This window comes from Ruegeria sp. AA6 (assembly GCF_056542865.1).
This window is the reverse complement of sequence record NZ_JBQGAN010000004.1, coordinates 22,804-41,250: the sequence shown is the minus strand read 5'-3', so window position 1 is coordinate 41,250 and position 18,447 is coordinate 22,804. Positions and strand designations below refer to the sequence as shown.

The window sequence follows — 18,447 nt, the reverse complement described above, 5'->3', positions numbered from 1 at the left end:
GTTTTAGGAGAACGAATTCATGAACATCATATGGCTGGGCCACGGCAGCTTTCGCATTGAAACCGGGGGGCAGGTTATGCTGATCGACCCGTGGTTGACTGGAAACCCCGTGCTGTCCGAGGACCATCACGACAACGCGCTGGACGGCGCGACGCATATCCTTCTGACCCATACGCATTTCGACCATGTGGCCGACGTGGTGTCACTGGCGAAACATCTGAAGGTTCCCGTGGTCGGCCAATACGACCTGATGGGATATTGGAGCGAAGCCGAAGGATTGGAAACGATCGGTTTCAACAAGGGTGGCACGGTGAACCTGAACGGCGTCATGGTTTCGATGGTGCCCGCCTCGCACAGTTCGACCTTTTCAACACCAGACGGCCTGCGTACCGGCGGCAGTGAGGTCGGCTTCATGATCGCCTCCGAAGGTCACATGCTCTATGTCTCGGGCGACACCGATATCATGGCCGATATGGATTGGATGGGCGATTACTACAAACCCGATATCGGCATCCTGTCGGCGGGCGGTCATTTCACCATGGACATGAAAGCAACGGCTTACGCGGCCAAACGGTATTTCAACTTCAAGACGGTGATTCCCTGTCACTACAAGACTTTCCCGATCCTGGAACAGTCCGCTCAGGCGCTGATCGAGGGTTTGCCGGGGGTGGACGTGATTGAGCCGGAATTGATGAAACCCATCACACTTTAGGGTCACGCCGGGCTGCAAAGAAGTCTTTTAACAGATCAGCAGCCTCCCGCCCGGCAATACCGTCATAAACCTCGGGCACATGGTGCGCCTGCGCGTGTGTGAAAACGCGCGCGCCATGCGCCACGCCGCCGGATTTCGGATCGGCTGCCCCATAATAAATGCGCCGGATACGTGCAGCGGCCAACGCCGCAGCGCACATCGCGCAGGGTTCCAGCGTTACATAGAGATCATGGTCCGGCAGACGTTCCGACCCGGCCTTGGCGCAGGCTGCGCGTAAGGCCAGTATCTCGGCATGGGCGGTGGGGTCGTTCAGCTCACGCGTCCGATTGCCCGCTGCAGCCACAACGTGACCATCCGCAACGATAACAGCGCCCACCGGCACTTCGCCACGCTCGGCCGCGGCCCGTGCCTGTTCCAAGGCCACATTCATGAATGATCTGAACTCCATGCCTCTGACTGCATCAGAAACCTGTCTTTCGCAAGGCGGCGGGATGCGCTATGGGCTGCGGATGAGCAAAACCCCTCCTCCCGGCGACCGGATCGCCAAAGTCCTTGCCCGCGCGGGCGTTGCCTCGCGCCGTGAAGCCGAACGCATGATCGAAGCCGGACGTGTGACCGTGAATGGCAAGGCTATCAACAGCCCTGCACTGAATGTCACCGGCAAAGACAAGATTACCGTCGACGGCAAGCCCGTGTCCGAGCCTGAACCCTCTCGCCTGTGGCTGTACCACAAGCCGCCCGGGCTGGTGACAACCACACGCGACGAAAAGGGCCGCGCGACGATATTCGACAACCTGCCCGAGGATATGCCCCGCGTCATGAGTGTTGGGCGGCTGGACCTGAACTCGGAAGGTTTGCTTCTGCTGACCAACGATGGCGGCATCAAGCGCAAGCTCGAATTGCCCTCGACCGGGTGGCTGCGCAAATACCGCGTGCGGGTGAACGGACGCCCCAAAGAGGAAGACTTTGCACCACTGCGCAAGGGTTTGGTGATCGAGGGCGAGCGGTTTCTGCCGATGGACGTTTCGCTGGACCGCCAGCAAGGTGCAAACGCCTGGCTGACCATCGGTCTGCGCGAAGGCAAGAACCGCGAAATTCGCCGCGCGATGGAGGATATCGGCTTTGCGGTAAATCGCCTGCTGCGCGTCTCCTACGGCCCGTTCCAACTGGGCAGCCTGAAGCCCGGCGAGGTCGAAGAAATCCGCCGCCGTGTGATGCGAGACCAGTTAGGATTGGACGCGGAACCTGACACAAAACCCAAGCGCCCCGCGAAACCGCAAAGAAAACGGGAACCGATCGGCAAGAAAACTCGCAAGTGACGCGGGTTTAGCAACCTTCCCCCTAGCGCCAAGCCCTCGCATCGCTTAAATTTTCCGTAGTTGCTGCGATTGGGGGGCGCCATGTCTGGGACCGGAGTGCAAAAACTGGCCTATGCGGCTCTTTTGGTGCTGTTGTTGGGCGTCTGCACCGGCGTGCTTGGGGGCCTGTGACGCATGGCAAAGCGGTATGGCGGAAAATTCAGCCCTGAAGGCAGCGGCTCTGGCGATGAACAGCCACCACGCGGGCAATTTCACGGCGCACGTGTCGAACCTGCGGGGGCTCGGGCCAACCTCCTGTTCCTACCTGCCGTTCCCTTGGTGTTTTTGTCACTGAACGACGGCGCGGTTGGGATGACGATTGGGTTGGTCGCGGCTGGCCTGCTAACGGCGGCTGCATTTCTTTTGCGCGAAGGCTTGCGCGCCGAAGCCGAATACAACGCACGCCGCACCGCGCGCCGCCCTGCTTTTCCACGCAAGATATTCGCAAGCGTACTGACCGGGCTCGGCGCGGCGTTGGCCTCTTACCGAACTGAGTATTTGGATGCCGAAACCGCCGCACAGGCCAGCCTGATTGCTCCGATCCTGTTTGGCGTGGTGGCCGCCGCTTTGCATTCCGTGTCATTCGGCCTTGACCCGATGAAGGACAAGGGCATGGAAGGGATCGACACCTTTCAGCAGGACCGCGTAGCCCGTGTTGTCGAAGATGCGGAAACCCACCTGGCCGAGATGACAGATGCCATCAAGCGCGCAGGCGACCGCCGGATTGAGGCGCGCGTCGAACGGTTTCAGGACACCGCGCGCGACCTGTTCCGCACAGTCGAGGAAGATCCGCGCGATCTGGCTGGTGCCCGGAAGTACCTGACTGTTTATTTGCAGGGTGCCCGCGATGCGACAGTGAAGTTTGCGGATGTGTATGCGCGCACGCGGGATGCGCAGGCGCTGGCCGATTACACGTCTCTTCTGGACGATCTGGAACAGAATTTCGCGGCGCGTACCCGCAAGATGCTTTTGGATGACCGCAGCGATCTGACGGTTGAAATTGACGTGTTGCGCGAACGCCTGCAACGCGAAGGCGTCCGGTTGGATTGACCGGCCATATTTTTGAGAAAGGATTACCCCATGTCCGATGCGATCAAGAACAAGGCGGTCGAGGCCGAAACGCTGGTACAGGAAGTGACTGCGGTAGCTTTGCCCGAGCCATCGACCGAAGTGGTCACTCTGGAAGAGGCAGACGAACCGGTCAGTGCCGAAATCCGCAAGCGGATGGATGAGATCGACATGGAGAACACCAACTCGATCGTCTCATTCGGATCGTCAGCACAAGCAGAATTGCAAGAAATCAGCCAGGCGATGCTGGCGGATGTACGCAACAAAGACGTCGGCCCTGCCGGAGACAGCCTGCGCAATATCGTGACCACGATCAGGGGCTTTTCCGTCAGTGAACTGGACGTGCGCCGCGAGCGCAGCTGGTGGGAGAAACTGCTGGGCAAAGCCGCACCCTTTGCCAAATTCACCGCGCAGTATGAAGAGGTGCAGGGCCAGATCGACAAGATCACCGATGACCTGCTGGGCCATGAGCATACGCTGTTGAAAGACATTAAGTCGCTGGACCTTCTGTATGAAAAGACGCTTGGGTTTTATGACGAACTGGCATTGTATATTGCCGCGGGTGAAGAAAAACTGACCGAACTCGACAGCCACGACATCCCCGAAAAAGAGGCCGAGGTTGAAGCCGCGCCCGAAGACGAACAGGTCATGAAAGCGCAGGAACTGCGTGACATGCGCGCTGCGCGCGATGATCTGGAACGCCGGGTGCATGACCTGAAATTGACCCGTCAGGTGACGATGCAGTCCCTGCCCTCGATCCGCTTGGTTCAAGAAAACGACAAGTCGTTGGTAACCAAAATCAATTCGACTTTGGTCAACACTGTACCTTTGTGGGAAACCCAACTGGCGCAGGCCGTCACCATTCAGCGCAGCGCCGAGGCCGCCGCTGCCGTGCGCGACGCCAACGATCTGACAAATGAGTTGCTGACCTCGAACGCGGCCAATCTGCGCGAGTCCAACAAAATGATCCGCGAGGAAATGGAGCGCGGCGTGTTCGACATCGAAGCCGTCAAACAAGCCAATGCCGATCTGATCGGCACGATCAATGAAAGCCTGGCCATTGCAGACGAAGGCAAAGCCAAACGCGCCGCCGCCGAACAGGAATTGCAAAAGATGGAAGCCGAACTGCGCGACACGCTGGCCTCGGCCAAGGCGCGGCAGGATGGCATCGGTGATAACGCCGGAACGGCAGTTCCGGGCTGACGGCGGGCTGCGGGTGCGGTTTTCGGGATACCTCAAACCCCTATTGGGTTTTGTTGCGCTGTTGGTTCTGGCCAATTGCGATGAAACCCTGACGTCTTCTGTTGTGCCGCAGCCGCGCCCCGCGGTTACTGCGCCCGCGCCCAACGCCTATGTCCCTCCGTCCGCAGCCAGTCAGGATCTGGCCCGGTTCTATCAGCGGGTCGAACGGGATCTGCTGACCCGTGGTCTATTGCGCGTAGATGGCGGCGGCCCGGATACACCTTATGATGCCGATGATTTGGCGCGGAACTTCGAGGCGATCGCGTTTTACAGCGAGTATCCGGATCATGCCGTAACAGCCTCGTCTCGCCAGACGGATGGGCAGCTTAGCCGCTGGTCAAGCCCGGTGCGTGTGCAGACAGAGTTTGCGCCATCAGTTCCTCCCGAAGCGCGCGAACAGGACGCGGCTCAGGTCGAGGCGTATACGGCTCGACTGGCCAAACTGACGGATCACCCGATTTCGGTCGTCAACCGAAAGGCTAATTTCCACGTTTTCTTCGCAGGCAAGGACGACGGCAGCTATGTCGTCACGCGCCTCAAGCAACTGATCCCGAACATTAGCCAGGCCTCTCTTGATCTGGTTGCCAACCCACGCTCCAATATCGATTGCTTTGTGTTTGCGTCGGCGACCAGCGCCTCGCCGAACCGTTACGTGCGCGCGGTTACTCTGATTAGGACCGAACTGCCCGATCTGCTGCGGCGCAGTTGCATTCATGAAGAGATTGCCCAGGGCCTTGGCCTGTCCAATGACAGTCCCGCCGCACGGCCCTCGATTTTCAACGACGATGATGAGTTTGCGTTGCTGACCAGCCATGACGAGAAATTGCTGACGATGCTGTACGATCCGCGTCTGGAACCCGGCGTTACGGTTGATGACGCCCGTCCGGTGGTGCGGATCATTGCGCGTGAATTAATGGGCCAGCAGCTCTGAGCCCAAGGAAAGGAGACCCCAATGGGTATTTTCGATTTTCTGACCGGAGAATTTATTGACGTCATTCACTGGGTCGACGACTCCCGCGACACCATGGTCTGGCGGTTCGAACGCGAAGGGCACGAGATCAAATACGGTGCCAAGTTGACCGTGCGCGAAGGTCAGGCGGCGGTGTTCGTGCATGAGGGACAGCTGGCGGATGTGTTCACGCCGGGTCTTTATATGCTTGAGACCAACAACATGCCGATCATGACGACCCTGCAACACTGGGATCATGGCTTTCAGTCTCCGTTCAAATCCGAGATCTATTTCGTCAACACGACCCGGTTCAATGATCTGAAATGGGGCACGAAGAACCCGATCATGCTGCGCGACCCGGAGTTTGGCCCGACCCGCATTCGGGCCTTCGGGACCTACACGATCCGCGTCAAGGACCCGGCCAGGTTCATGGTCGAAATCGTGGGCACCGATGGTGAATTCACCATGGATGAGATCAGCTTTCAGATCCGCAATATCATCGTGCAGGAGTTCAGCCGCGTGATCGCCGGTTCGGGTATCCCGGTTCTGGACATGGCCGCCAATACCGCGGATCTGGGCAAGTTGATCGCGGCTGAGGTGTCTCCGGTGTTGGACAGCTATGGGCTGGAGATGCCTGAGTTCTACATCGAGAACATCTCACTTCCGCCCGCCGTCGAGGCAGCTTTGGACAAGCGCACCTCAATGGGGCTGGCAGGCGATCTGGGCAAATTCACCCAATATTCCGCAGCCGAGGCGATGACGGCCGCCGCCAACAATCCCGGTCAGGGCGGCGGCATGGGCGCGGGTCTTGGCATGGGGATGGGCATGGCGATGGCTCAGCAGATGGCAGCGGGTCAACCGAGCGGCCCGTGGGGAGCTTCCGCCCCCGCTGCCCCGCAACCGGCAGCGCATGCGGCACCGCCCCCTCCTCCGCCGGTTGAGCATGTTTGGCATATCGCTGTGGATGGGCAAACCAGCGGGCCGTTCTCGAAGGCCAAGATGGGGCGCATGGCCACTGAGGGTGAAATCACGCGCGACACCCATGTCTGGACCGCTGGTCAGGACGGCTGGAAAAAGGCTGGCGATGTGCAAGAGCTGGCGCAACTGTTTACGATCCTGCCGCCACCGCCGCCGGGTGCGTGACACTTCAGACGTCGACGCAATAACAGGGCTGCACTATGACCGAAGAACACAGATTCCCCTGCGAGCAATGCGGTGCGGATTACCGGTTCAACCCGGACGACGGCAGTCTGACCTGTGACCATTGTGGGCATTCCGAAGCCATAGGTGCTGGCCCTTGGGGGGGCGCCAGCTTGAAAGAACTGGATTTCGACGCCGCAATTGCCGATCGGCTGCCTGACAGTGAAATTGAAGAAACGCGCGTTCTGTCCTGCCCAAACTGTGCGGCTCAGGTCGAGTTTGATCCCGCCACACACGCTGCGGAATGCCCGTTCTGTGCCACTCCTGTAGTCACCGACACCGGGGTTAACCGACACATCAAACCTCGGGGTGTGCTGCCCTTCGCACTGGATGAACGCGCCGCGCATAAGGCGATGGGGGATTGGCTCGGGCGGCTGTGGTTCGCGCCGAACGGGTTGAAGGACTATGCCCGAAAAGGGCGTAAGATGCAGGGTATTTACGTGCCGTACTGGACATTTGATGCGGCCACCCAGTCCAGCTATCGCGGCGAACGCGGCACCGTTTACTATGAGACCCGAACCGTCATGCGCGACGGCAAGCGTGTGCAACAGCAGGTGCCCAAGGTGCGGTGGTCTCCGAAATCCGGGCGGGTTAAGCGGTTCTTTGACGACGTATTGGTGCTGGCGTCGCGGTCTCTGCCCAAAAGCTATACCGACGCGCTGGAGCCTTGGGATTTGCCCGCGCTTGAACCCTATCAACCGGAATATCTGGCGGGGTTCCGAGCTGAGGCTTACACGGTCGAACTGCAGGAGGGCTACACCGAAGCCCGAGGGTACATGGCACGCGTGATCGAAAGGGATGTGCGCTTTGATATCGGTGGAGATCGTCAGCGCATCCACGCGATTGACACAGATGTGCGCGATGTAACCTTCAAGCACATACTGCTGCCGGTCTGGATGGCGGCTTACAAATATCGCGGCCAGACCTATCGGTTTGTCGTCAACGGGCGAACCGGCCGTGTCCAGGGTGAACGTCCCTGGTCGGCCATCAAGATCACTATCGCCGTCATATTGGGCCTGCTGGTTGCGGCGGGCGTTGGATATCTGATGGCTACAGGCCAACCGGGCTGACGCAGGTCTTTCCCAACAAAAATAAGAAATGTTAGCGCTTGAACTTCCCCTGACCAGACGTCATTCTGCGCCGCGTCAACGCCGACGGGAGAGGCCAGAGTGACACTATCCGATCTAAATCAATTGCTGGCTGCGAAGCACGTTCGCACCAACTGCTTTGATCGGGATGAGGTTGTCGCGTGGCTCGGGTAGCACACCAAGCGGAGAACAGTATTGCGCGCACTCTTACAACGCGTTTCGCACGCCAAGGTTTCGGTAGACGATCAAGTCATCGGGCAAACCGGTCCGGGCTTGATGATCCTTGTCTGCGCCATACAAGGTGACGACGAAGCAAAGGCAGACCAGTTGGCCGCCAAAGTGTCCAAGCTGCGAATATTCAAGGATGATGCAGGTAAAATGAACCGCTCGGTGTTGGACATCAAAGGCTCGGCGTTGGTGATCAGCCAATTCACTTTGGCTGCTGATACGTCTCGGGGTAACAGGCCGGGGTTTTCCGAAGCAGCCTCGCCAGAGGTCGGAAAACACCTTTACGAGGTGTTTGCGCAGCGTCTTCGGGCCAATGGTGTGCCAGTGGAAACCGGGCAATTCGGTGCGGATATGGCCGTTGAATTGGTCAATGACGGCCCAGTTACGATTTGGATGGAAAGCTGATGGACAAAAAAGAACAAGCCGTTCGCATCTGGCAGGCCGGTGTCGACGCTGTAGGTGGGCACGCCGCGACCAGCAAAGTGCTTGCAGACATATCCAAACCAGATCAGATTCTGGCCGTGGGCAAAGCCGCAGCAGCGATGGCTCGTGCAGCACTTGAGCATTTTGGGCCTCGTCCCACGCTGGTTGTCACCAAGGACGACCACGGGCGCGATCTACCAGAACATGTAAAGGTTATTGAGGCCTCACATCCCGTGCCAGACGCACGAAGCCTTCAGGGTGGTCAGGCCCTGCGCGAGGCGGTCGAAGCTATGGATCCGGGATCGCATCTGCTGTTGCTGGTTTCAGGTGGCGCGTCATCGCTGGCCGAGGATCTGCTACCGGAGAAGACACTGGGCGATCTTGAGTTGTTGAACAAAAAGCTTCTGGCGGAAGGGTTGGACATCACCGCGATGAACGCCCAGCGGCGCAAGCTATCGCGTATCAAAGGCAGCGGGCTGCTGTCTCATTTCAACGGCGAAAAGGCGACAGTACTGGCGATCTCGGATGTTCCCGGCGACGATCTGAACGTTGTCGGTTCGGGGATCGGGGCGCTGCCTTCCTCAGTCTGCTTTGAAGCGCGCGCGCAGATCGTGGCCTCAAACGCCCACGCCCGTGAAGCTGCGATGGGATTGGCGCAAGACGAGGGCGCCACCGTGCATGCCAACGAAGAATGCCTGCATGATGATTATCAGAACGTCGCCGAAGCCTTGGGTGAGCGTATCCGCAACATGCCGCCCGGCGTCATGGTGTTCGGCGGAGAGCCAACAGTGGTTCTGCCAAAAAATCCGGGGCGCGGAGGTCGAAACCAGGCTTTGGCCCTGGCTTTAGCCCGAGAAATTGCTGGGATCGATGGGATAACGGTTGTGGTCGGGGGAACCGACGGCACGGATGGACCCACCCAGGCCGCCGGAGCGGTTGTTGACGGAACCACGTGGGGCGAAGGCGCTGAATTGGCTTTGCAAAACGCCGACAGCGGCAGCTATCTGGAACGCGCAGGTGCCTTGCTGGTGACGGGGCCGACGGGAACAAATGTGATGGATCTTGTTGTCGCAATCCGTTCATGATTTGACGATTTTCAGAACGACCGGATTGCAAAACGCAATGACAGTGTTGGAATGACGCCGCCTGCGAACGCGCTACGTGACATCGAAGACCTTCCTGACATCGGTATCGAGATGCCCGATGGCTGCCGTCTGTCCGCTCGGGTCTGGCGCCCCAAGGACGCGACCGTTGACCCTGTCCCCGCCATTTTGGAATTCCTGCCGTATCGCAAGCGCGACGGCACTTCGGTACGAGACGCCTTAACCCACCCGTGGTTTGCGCAACGCGGCTATGCCTGCATCCGCGTGGACATGCGGGGCAATGGCGATAGCGAAGGGCTGATGGAGGATGAATACTCGCAGCAGGAACTGGACGATGCCGTCGCGACCATCCAATGGCTGGCCAAACAACCGTGGTGTACCGGCGCGGTCGGGATGATGGGAATAAGTTGGGGCGGTTTCAACGCGCTTCAGGTCGCTGCGTTACAGCCTGAACCGCTTAAAGCAATCATTACCCTATGCTCAACCGCTGACCGCTATGCTGACGACATCCATTACAAAGGCGGCTGTTTGCTGAATGAGAACTTGGGTTGGGGCGCGACCATGTGGTCCTACTCATCCCGAGCACCGGACCCGGCGCTGCGACCCAATTGGCGTGAACTGTGGTTGGAACGGCTTAAAACCGAACCCTTTTTACCATCCGTTTGGTTACGTCATCAGCGGCGCGACGACTATTGGCACCACGGCTCGGTCTGTGAAGATTTCAGCGCGATTCAGGCGGCCACACTGGCCGTGGGTGGCTGGGGTGACGCCTACAAAAACACCGTCCCGCTGCTGGTTGAGAAACTGAACGCGCCGGTCAAAGGCATCGTCGGCCCATGGGTTCACAAATATCCTCATTTCGCGGTACCCGAACCGCGGATCGGCTTCCTGCAAGAAGCGCTGCGTTGGTGGGACTGCTGGCTGAAAGGTATTGATACCGGGGTCGTCTCTGATCCGGATTACCGCGCTTATCTGATGGACGGCGTGCGCCCACAGCGTTGGTACAATGAGCGCAAGGGGCGCTGGATTGCCGAAGAGAAAGGCGCGACGTCCCACCTGCCCGAAGTATCGTTCACGTTGTCGAATGAAGGTTTGGGACTGGATGGCACGTTGGACAAAAAGGTGTGTTCACCGCAGACATGCGGCATCGAGGCCGGTGAGTATTGCGCCATCTGGCTTGGGCCAGACATGCCCGGCGATCAACGTCCCGACGATGCCCTGTCGGCCTGTTTCGATGGTGCGCCTCTGGCCGAGGATTTGGATATTGTCGGCGCACCGCGTATCCGTTTGCGTCTGAGTTCCGATCGCCCGCAAGCACAAATTGCCGTGCGCTTGAACCATCTGCACCCGGATGGCGCATCAACCCGCATCACCTATGGCGTGCTGAACCTGTCTCATAGAGACAGCCACGCTGATCCCAGCCCATTGCAGCCCGGCACCATCTATCAGGTCTCGCTGAATCTGGATCACATCGCCTATCGCGTTCCCAAGGGACACCGGCTGCGGGTCGCAATCTCAAACGCCTATTGGCCGCTGATTTGGCCCTCACCCGAAAAGGTCGAACTGCACCTGACCGGAGGGGAGATCGCCCTGCCCCAGCGTCCGGCGACCAAGGACGAATACACGTTTCCACCACCCGAGACGGCCAAGCCCTTGGGTCAGACCATCCTGCGCGAATCTCGCAATTCACGACGGATGGAAACAGACATGAATTCGGGCGAAACCCATCTGATCATCGAAGATGATTTCGGTCTCGTTAATAATGAAGACCACGGCCTGAGCCATGGCGGCACCGCGCAGGAGCGTTGGACGATCCACCCGGACAACCCTCTTTCAGCCAGGGGTTACTGTAGGTGGACGCAAGAAATAAGTCGGGAAGGCATCGACCTGCGCACTGAAACATCATGCGAAATGTGGGCAGACGAAGCGACCTTCTACCTCAGGGCAAAATTGAATGCCTATGAGGGCGAAAACTTGGTATCAACGAAGGAACTGGAGGATTCCATACCACGCTATCAGATGTGATTTGCCGGCTCGTGCAGGATGGTCATTTGTCCTTGCCCGTTCGACCGAAATACGCCTACTTTGACTCACGCGTCAATAAAAAGCCCTTCAAGGGCTGACAATCCACTCAACTGGGAGAAAATAATGAACGAACAACTCACGCACATGACCAAAGAGGTCACGGCGGGCAAGCTGACCCGCCGCGAATTCATGGGGAAAGCAGCGGCTCTGGGTGTGTCAGCGGCGATGGCCAGCACTATGTTTGCCGATGCCGCACGTGCTGCTGGTCCGAAAAAGGGTGGCGATCTGAAATTCGGTTTGCAGGGCGGCGAGTCCACCAACTCTCTGGACCCAGCGACTTATGCGAGCTCCGTTCCCTTCCAGAACGGCAAGCAATTTGGTGACCAATTGGTCGAGGTCGCGCCCGACGGCTCGATCGAGCCTCGTCTGGCAGAAAGCGTCGAAGGCAGCGCGGACGCCAAGGTCTGGACGTTCAAACTGCGTCAGGGTGTGGAATTCCACAACGGTAAAACAATGACCAGTGAAGACGTTCTGAAGACCATGGAACGTCATTCAAACGAAGACTCAAAGTCCGGTGCACTTGGCATCATGAAAGGCATCGAGTCTATGAAGGCCGATGGTGACAACTTTCAGGTCACACTCACCGAGCCGAACGCCGACTTGCCCTACCTGATGGCGGATTACCACCTGATCATTCAGCCTGACGGTGGTATGGACAACCCTGGTGCTGGTATCGGCACCGGACCTTACAAGGTAGAAGTAAATGAACCCGGTGTGCGCCACCTGTACACGAAGTTTGAAAACCACTGGAACCCGGATTTCGGCAACTTCGACAGCGTGGAAGTTGTTGTCATTAACGACGCGACTGCCCGTACTGCAGCCCTGCAATCGGGTCAGGTCCACGCGATCAACCGGGTAGAGCCAAAAGTTGCTGATCTGCTTGGCCGCGCACCCAACCTGACAGTGCATTCGACTGCTGGCCGCGGCCATTATGTGTTCATCATGCACTGCGACACTGCTCCGTTTGACCAAAACGAACTGCGTCTGGCGCTGAAACACGCGATCAACCGTCAGGATTTGGTCGACAAAGTTCTGCGCGGCTACGGTACCGTCGGTAACGACATGCCGGTCAACGCGGCTTACCCGCTGTTTGATGGCTCGATCCCGCAGCGCGAGTTCAGCATCGAGAAGGCGGCCGAGCACTACAAAAAGTCCGGTCATGATGGCTCGCCGATTATCCTGCGCGTCGCAGACGGTGCCTTCCCAGGTGCTGTCGATGCCGCGGCCCTGTTCCAGCAAACGGCTGCTCAGGCCGGTATCCCGCTGGAAATCAAGCGCGAACCCAACGACGGTTACTGGTCCGAGGTCTGGAACGTTCAGCCCTTCTGTGCGTCCTACTGGGGTGGCCGCCCTGTGCAGGACCAGATGTATGCAACCGCGTATCTGTCGACTGCAGACTGGAACGACACCCGCTTCAAGGTTCCGGAATTCGACGAGATGTTGTTTGCCGCCCGCGCCGAACTGGACAACGACAAACGCAAGGACATCTACAGCAAAATGGGCATGATGGTCCGCGACCAAGGCGGCCTGATCTGCCCGATGTTCAACGACTTTGTCGAAGGCGTCAGCAATCAGCTGGAAGGTTGGGAAAGCGATCCGACCCAAGAGATGATGAACGGCAACATGTCCCGCAAAATGTGGTTCGCATAATACAGGCTACGGATTATGCATCCTATCATCAAACTGGTTTCCCAGCGCCTTGCGCTGGGACTCCTGCTTCTCTTCGGTGCATCGGCTCTGATCTTCGGCCTCACTGAAGCCCTTCCCGGGGACGCGGCGCAAGCCGTCCTTGGCCAATCCGCAACCCCCGAGGCGCTGGCAAACCTGCGCGAGGAAATGGGCCTCAACCGTCCTGCCCTGACCCGCTACTTCGAGTGGCTGGGCGGCATCGTACAGGGCGACCTGGGTCAATCCCTGACAAATAAATTGGACATCGCCGAGTCGGTCGGTAGCCGTCTGGGCAACACGCTGTTCCTGGCTTTTTGGGCAGCTATCATTTCGGTCCCGTTGGCCATCTTTCTGGGCCTTTTGGCCGTTCGCTATCGTAACCGTTGGCCGGACAAACTGATCTCGGCCGTGACTCTGACCACGATCTCGATCCCCGAATTTCTGATCGGTTACGTTCTGGTGTACTTCATTGCTGTTAAACTCGGCATGTTCTCTCCGTTGGCGATGATCAATGACAGCATGTCGTTCTGGCAGAAACTGAACTCTATTGCGCTGCCTGTCATCGTGCTGACCCTTGTGGTTCTGGCTCACATGATGCGCATGACCCGTGCTGCCATCCTGAACGTGATGCAGTCAGCCTATGTTGAAACCGCTGAACTCAAGGGCCTGAGCAATTTTCAGGTCATCTATCGCCACGCCTTTCCGAACGCCGTTGCACCCATCGTCAACGTGGTAATGCTGAACCTCGCCTATCTGGTCGTCGGCGTCGTCGTTGTTGAGGTGGTGTTCGTCTATCCCGGTATGGGACAGTATCTGGTCGACCACGTGACCAAGCGTGACGTGCCGGTGGTTCTGGCCTGCGGCGTCATCTTCGCCGCGATCTATATCGGACTGAACATGATTGCAGACATCGTTGCCATTCTGGCCAACCCAAGGCTGAGGCATCCGAAATGAAGAATATCCCTGTTTCTGCAATGATCGGGCTGGCATTCACGGCCCTGTATTTCTTCATCGCAATCTTCGCCCCTCTGCTGGCCCCTTACGGCATGGCCGAGGTCGTAGGAGACGTGTGGGAGCCGTCCAGCTCGCAGTTCTGGCTGGGCACCGACAATATTGGGCGCGATCTGCTCAGCCGTATGATCTATGGCGGGCGCACAACGATCTTTATCGCGACGGCGGCGACGATCCTCAGCTTTGTGACCGGTTCGATCCTTGGCTTTTTGGCTGCCGTTCTGGGCGGCTGGGCCGATCAGGTCATGTCGCGCACAGTTGACCTGATCATGTCGATCCCAACTTTGATCTTTGCGCTGGTGGTTCTGGCGATGGTGCCCGTCACCATTCCCGTTCTGATCATCGTCATGGGCCTGCTGGACGCCACCCGCGTCTATCGTCTGGCCCGCGCTGTCGCCGTGGATATCGCCGTCATGGATTATGTCGAGGCAGCACGTCTGCGTGGTGAAGGTCAGGTCTGGGTCATCTTCCTGGAGATCCTGCCCAATGCCCTGTCGCCGCTGGTCGCTGAACTGGGTCTGCGGTTCATCTTCATGGTTCTGTTTGTCTCAACCCTGTCTTTCCTGGGTTTAGGCGTCCAGCCGCCGTTGGCGGACTGGGGCGGCATCGTGAAAGAGAACAAAGATGGCATTGTCTATGGCATCGGCGCGGCGCTCTATCCCGCTGTCGCTATCGCGACGCTGGCCATCTCGGTAAACCTTGTGGCTGACTGGGTCCTGAACCGCACCACTTCGCTGAAAGGAGGCCGGGGATGAGTGAACCGCTTCTCAAAGTCCGAGACCTCAAGATCGGCGCAACCGTCTACCCTCCGGGTGAGAAACCTCATGACATCGAAATCGTGCACGGGGTCAGTTTTGACCTCGCGCCCGGTAAGGTTCTGGGGCTGATCGGCGAATCCGGGGCTGGTAAATCCACCATCGGTCTGGCCTCGATGGCCTATGGCCGGGGCGGTGTGAAAATCACCGGAGGCGAAGTGTGGGTCAACGGACGTGACATCCTGAAAACGTCCCACGGCGACATCCGCAAGCTGCGTGGTGGTGAAGTCACCTATGTGTCCCAGTCCGCCGCCGCGTCCTTTAACCCGGCTAAAAAGATCATGGATCAGGTGGTCGAAGCTGCGGTCGAACAGAAGAAGTTCAATCGCAAAGAGGCCGAAAAACGTGCGCGTGAGCTGTTCGCCAAACTGGGTCTGCCCGACCCGGACAACATCGGTGATCGCTATCCGCACCAGGTCTCGGGTGGTCAGCTGCAGCGCTGCATGACGGCGCTGGCATTGTGTCCCGAGCCTGATCTGGTGGTCTTCGACGAACCCACCACAGCGCTGGATGTGACCACGCAGATTGATGTTCTGATGGCGATCAAGGAAGCCATCGCAGATACAGGCGTTGCCGCGCTTTATATTACCCACGACCTTGCCGTTGTGGCGCAGGTGAGCGACGACATCATGGTTCTGCGCATGGGGAATACGGTCGAGTATGGCAATACCGATCAGATCATCAACAATCCGCAAGAGGAATACACCAAGGCACTAGTCTCGGTGCGTTCTATCGAGCATGAAGAAAAACAGCCTACGCCTGAACCAGTGCTTACCGTTGATGGCATCACTGCGCGCTACAAGGGACTGAACTTCGACGTGCTGCACAACGTCAATGTCGAGCTTCATCCGGGGCAGACACTGGCGGTTGTGGGTGAGTCCGGCTCGGGCAAGTCCACGCTGGCGCGGGTGATTACAGGTCTGCTTCCGCCGCGCGATGGCGAGATCAACTTTGCGGGGCGCAAGCTCTCGCCCGACCTCAAGGGACGCACCCGCGAGGACTTGCGCGAGTTGCAGATGATCTATCAGATGGCCGACGTGGCGATGAACCCACGTCAGACTGTCGGAACGATCATCGGCCGCCCGTTGGAGTTCTACTTCAACATGCGCGGGGCCGAAAAGCGTAAGCGGATCATCGAGTTGTTGGATGAGATCGAATTGGGCGAGAAGTTCATCGACCGTTATCCTGCTGAACTGTCCGGCGGTCAGAAACAGCGTGTCTGTATCGCGCGGTCGCTGGCGGCCAAGCCCAAGATGATCATCTGTGACGAGGTCACCTCGGCGCTTGACCCGTTGGTGGCGGACGGCATTCTCAAGCTGTTGATGGATTTGCAGAAGATCGAGGATGTGGCCTATCTGTTCATCACGCACGATCTGGCAACGGTCCGCGCCATCAGCGACAGTATTGCAGTGATGTATCAGGGCCGCGTGGTCCGTTACGGTCCGAAATCGCAGGTGCTGAGCCCGCCGTTTGACGACTATACAGATCTGCTGTTGAGCTCGGTGCCTGAAATGCATCTGGGCTGGTTGGAAGAGGTTGTTGCACACCGCAAGATGGAGAGCGCAGGGAACTAACCTTCGGCGTAACAATCTGATGAAATTTCAGAATCCCGGCACGATGTCTGATGACTGGTGTCGGGATTTTGTTATTGGGGGCGCGAACAGGCGGCCCTTGCGCGGCGAATCCCCTAGGGTCACCTGAAAGAATTATAGAAAGGGTCAGTGCATGGACCGCAAACTCCTGTTGATCATTTTGGACGGTGTTCCTTGGCGCAACTTCCGCCGCCTGTTCGGCAACCTTGAAGGTTGGGTCGATAGTGGCGAGGCGCAGGTCTGGAAGCTGCGCGCAGTGCTGCCTTCGACCTCGGCCAGTTGCTATGCCTCGATCCATACCGGCGTCACGCCACAGGAACACGGCTGCACTGGCAACGGCAATGTGTTCCGGCTGAGCCACAAGGACGTGTTCAGTCAGGTCCGTGAGGCTGGTGGCGTGACCGGAGCCGTGACCCACAGCTATTGGTCTCAGTTCTTCAACCGTCATCCGTTCGACTACGTGCGCGACATCGAATATGATGAACCGGACAGTACGACAATCAACCATGGCCGTTTCCACACCATGACCGGGTACGGCAAAGTCAACCAGATGACACCGTCCGACGTTGATCTATTCGCAACGCTGACCAATCTGAGCCTGCGTTTCGGCCTGGACTACGGCATCCTGCACACCTGCACTTTGGACAGTATGGGACACCGGTTCTTTCACGATCGCGAAGAAATGGACCATGCCTGTTTCGTTGCGGACGAGATGCTGGCCCCGTTCATTCCCCGTTGGCGTCAGCTGGGATATGAGGTGATTGTCACTGCCGACCACGGTCAGGATGAGCGCGGCCACCACGGAGGGCGCGGACCGTTGCAGCAGGAAACCGCGCTGTACTACTTCGGCGACGCTAAGGGCCCCGAGGCTGATACCGTGATCGATCAGCTACAACTGGCGCCCACAATCCTGAACCGCATGGGCGCGCCACTGGCCGAAACAATGAAGGCCAAGCCGTTCCTGATCTAGTCAGTCGTAGCACCAAATTCCCTGCCCCAATGCCTCAATGGCGATGGAGATCCGCTCAAAACTGTCTGCGGCGCGTTTCACCGATGCACGCGCCCTTAAATAGCCGTGCACGAGCCCCGGTTCATTGATGCAATGCGCTTGCCCACCCGCCGCGGTGATCTTGTCACAATAGGCCGGGCCATCATCGCGCAGCGGGTCGCAATCCGCAGTGACCACCACGGTCGGCGGCAGGCCCGCAAAGTCGGTATCGTGCAAAGGAGCAAAAGTCGGGTCGCCTTCGGGCGCAGAACCGCCACGGCGCACTTTTTCGTAGAACCGAATATCGTCCAGCGTCAAAAGCGGCGCTTGTGCGTGTTCGACGTAGGACCCCACCGACGTATCACCGCCCAGTACGGGGTAGATCAGAACCTGCCCCAACACGTTGCCCAACCGTCCGCGCGCATAGTGGGCCACAGCCGCCGCCAAGTTGCCACCCGCGCTGTCGCCTGCAAGCACCAGCGGATCACCGAATTCCTGAGCCGCCCAGTTCGTGGCGGTCCAACTGTCCTGAAACTGCGCCGGGTGGACGTGTTCGGGGCACAGACGATAATCCACGGCAACGACCCGATACCCAGTCTGCGCACAAATCTCGGCGCAGACATCATCGTGGCTGTCCAGCCCTCCAAGGACGAAACCGCCTCCATGAAAATAGACGACGGTTCGCGTAGGGTCGCCAGCGGTGTAGACACGGACAGGCACACCATCGGCGGCTCTGTCCTGCACGTCTAACCCGGCAGGGCGAGGTTGGCGAAAGTCCTGACACATCTTGTCATAGACGCGTCGCTGATCCTCGATCGAAAGATCAACAGCATCATCTGGATAGCTTTCAGCCGTTCGTCTTATGAACGCCCATGTTTCTTCATCAATCAGACGTTCATAATCCATTGTCCCTCCGC

Annotated in this window: 17 protein-coding genes; 15 read left to right on the top strand and 2 right to left on the bottom strand. The window is 58.5% G+C overall.

Features of this window, described 5'->3' with window-relative positions; translation table 11 throughout:
* The first annotated feature begins 19 nt into the window (after positions 1-19).
* The gene (locus ACR0LN_RS07435) at positions 20-712 is read left to right on the top strand and encodes a metal-dependent hydrolase (RefSeq protein WP_480428767.1); all 693 of its coding nucleotides are present in this window, start codon (positions 20-22) and stop codon (positions 710-712) included.
* On the opposite strand, the gene ACR0LN_RS07430 is transcribed toward ACR0LN_RS07435, so the two are convergent.
* Positions 702-1,160 carry a nucleoside deaminase gene (locus ACR0LN_RS07430; RefSeq protein ID WP_480428765.1) on the bottom strand — a complete coding sequence of 153 codons (459 nt, stop codon included), beginning with the start codon at positions 1,158-1,160 and terminating at the stop codon, positions 702-704. The genes ACR0LN_RS07435 and ACR0LN_RS07430 overlap by 11 nt on opposite strands.
* Between ACR0LN_RS07430 and ACR0LN_RS07425 the strand changes: the two genes are divergently transcribed.
* The 14 genes from ACR0LN_RS07425 (at position 1,141) to ACR0LN_RS07360 (ending at position 17,512) form a co-directional block, all read left to right on the top strand.
* Positions 1,141-2,031 carry a pseudouridine synthase gene (locus ACR0LN_RS07425; protein WP_480428764.1) on the top strand — a complete coding sequence of 297 codons (891 nt, stop codon included), beginning with the start codon at positions 1,141-1,143 and terminating at the stop codon, positions 2,029-2,031. The genes ACR0LN_RS07430 and ACR0LN_RS07425 overlap by 20 nt on opposite strands.
* A 174-nt stretch (positions 2,032-2,205) precedes the next feature.
* Positions 2,206-3,120: a 5-bromo-4-chloroindolyl phosphate hydrolysis family protein gene (locus tag ACR0LN_RS07420; protein ID WP_480428763.1), complete on the top strand. Its 915-nt coding sequence runs from the start codon at positions 2,206-2,208 to the stop codon at positions 3,118-3,120.
* 30 nt (positions 3,121-3,150) lie between these two features.
* Positions 3,151-4,341 carry a toxic anion resistance protein gene (locus ACR0LN_RS07415; protein WP_480428762.1) on the top strand — a complete coding sequence of 397 codons (1,191 nt, stop codon included), beginning with the start codon at positions 3,151-3,153 and terminating at the stop codon, positions 4,339-4,341.
* Positions 4,301-5,311, top strand: coding sequence for a DUF2927 domain-containing protein (locus ACR0LN_RS07410; protein WP_480428760.1), 1,011 nt, complete (start codon positions 4,301-4,303; stop codon positions 5,309-5,311). The genes ACR0LN_RS07415 and ACR0LN_RS07410 overlap by 41 nt, the downstream gene beginning before the upstream one ends.
* A gap of 21 nt (positions 5,312-5,332) precedes the next feature.
* A complete protein-coding gene (locus ACR0LN_RS07405; protein WP_480428759.1) occupies positions 5,333-6,472 on the top strand; it encodes an SPFH domain-containing protein in 1,140 nt (379 codons plus the stop codon).
* A gap of 35 nt (positions 6,473-6,507) precedes the next feature.
* On the top strand, positions 6,508-7,599 hold the full coding sequence (locus ACR0LN_RS07400) for a TFIIB-type zinc finger domain-containing protein (RefSeq protein WP_480428758.1): 1,092 nt from the start codon (positions 6,508-6,510) through the stop codon (positions 7,597-7,599).
* 213 nt (positions 7,600-7,812) lie between these two features.
* Positions 7,813-8,250 (top strand): D-aminoacyl-tRNA deacylase, encoded by a 438-nt coding sequence (gene dtd / locus ACR0LN_RS07395; protein ID WP_480428757.1) that lies wholly within the window; start codon positions 7,813-7,815, stop codon positions 8,248-8,250.
* Positions 8,250-9,353, top strand: coding sequence for a glycerate kinase type-2 family protein (locus ACR0LN_RS07390; protein WP_480428756.1), 1,104 nt, complete (start codon positions 8,250-8,252; stop codon positions 9,351-9,353). The genes dtd and ACR0LN_RS07390 overlap by 1 nt, the downstream gene beginning before the upstream one ends.
* Positions 9,354-9,404: 51 nt before the next feature.
* Positions 9,405-11,396 (top strand): CocE/NonD family hydrolase, encoded by a 1,992-nt coding sequence (locus tag ACR0LN_RS07385; RefSeq protein WP_480428755.1) that lies wholly within the window; start codon positions 9,405-9,407, stop codon positions 11,394-11,396.
* Positions 11,397-11,519: 123 nt separating this feature from the next.
* Positions 11,520-13,106 carry an ABC transporter substrate-binding protein gene (locus ACR0LN_RS07380; RefSeq protein WP_480428754.1) on the top strand — a complete coding sequence of 529 codons (1,587 nt, stop codon included), beginning with the start codon at positions 11,520-11,522 and terminating at the stop codon, positions 13,104-13,106.
* A gap of 15 nt (positions 13,107-13,121) precedes the next feature.
* Positions 13,122-14,078: an ABC transporter permease gene (locus ACR0LN_RS07375; protein WP_480428753.1), complete on the top strand. Its 957-nt coding sequence runs from the start codon at positions 13,122-13,124 to the stop codon at positions 14,076-14,078.
* Entirely contained in the window at positions 14,075-14,890 is an 816-nt protein-coding gene (locus ACR0LN_RS07370) for an ABC transporter permease (protein ID WP_480428752.1), read from the top strand. Before ACR0LN_RS07375 ends, ACR0LN_RS07370 begins: the two co-directional genes overlap by 4 nt.
* Positions 14,887-16,524, top strand: coding sequence for an ABC transporter ATP-binding protein (locus tag ACR0LN_RS07365; RefSeq protein WP_480428751.1), 1,638 nt, complete (start codon positions 14,887-14,889; stop codon positions 16,522-16,524). Before ACR0LN_RS07370 ends, ACR0LN_RS07365 begins: the two co-directional genes overlap by 4 nt.
* Positions 16,525-16,675: 151 nt before the next feature.
* Positions 16,676-17,512, top strand: a complete 837-nt coding sequence (locus tag ACR0LN_RS07360; protein ID WP_480428750.1) for an alkaline phosphatase family protein — start codon at positions 16,676-16,678, stop codon at positions 17,510-17,512.
* Here ACR0LN_RS07360 and ACR0LN_RS07355 read toward each other — a convergent pair whose 3' ends face one another.
* The gene (locus ACR0LN_RS07355; protein ID WP_480428749.1) at positions 17,513-18,436 is read right to left on the bottom strand and encodes an alpha/beta hydrolase; all 924 of its coding nucleotides are present in this window, start codon (positions 18,434-18,436) and stop codon (positions 17,513-17,515) included.
* Positions 18,437-18,447: the final 11 nt, after the last annotated feature.